This is a genomic window from Campylobacter concisus UNSWCS (genome assembly GCF_000466685.1).
GTDB lineage: Bacteria > Campylobacterota > Campylobacteria > Campylobacterales > Campylobacteraceae > Campylobacter_A > Campylobacter_A concisus_A.
The window spans coordinates 1-232 of sequence record NZ_ANNG01000167.1 but is presented as its reverse complement, the minus strand read 5'-3'; the positions used below and the strand labels follow the sequence as shown (position 1 = coordinate 232).

General features: G+C 37.1%; 1 protein-coding gene. It reads right to left on the bottom strand.

What is annotated here, in order from left to right:
* A partial coding sequence (locus tag UNSWCS_RS11400; RefSeq protein ID WP_035144338.1) for a methyl-accepting chemotaxis protein occupies positions 1 to 232 on the bottom strand: 232 nt, incomplete at both ends.

The following is a 232-nucleotide window of genomic DNA, read 5'->3' as shown; positions in this document are numbered from 1 at the left end:
TTCACTCATCTCATTTATTGATTGAGCTAGGACATTTGTATTTGCTTCTATCTCACCAAGTGATTTTTGAGTTCTCTCTGCTAGCTTTCTAACTTCATCAGCAACAACGGCAAATCCTCTACCATGCTCTCCTGCTCTTGCAGCTTCTATTGCAGCATTAAGAGCTAGAAGGTTTGTTTGATCTGCTATATCTCTAATGATAGTTATGATGTTTTTGATTTCATCACTTTGT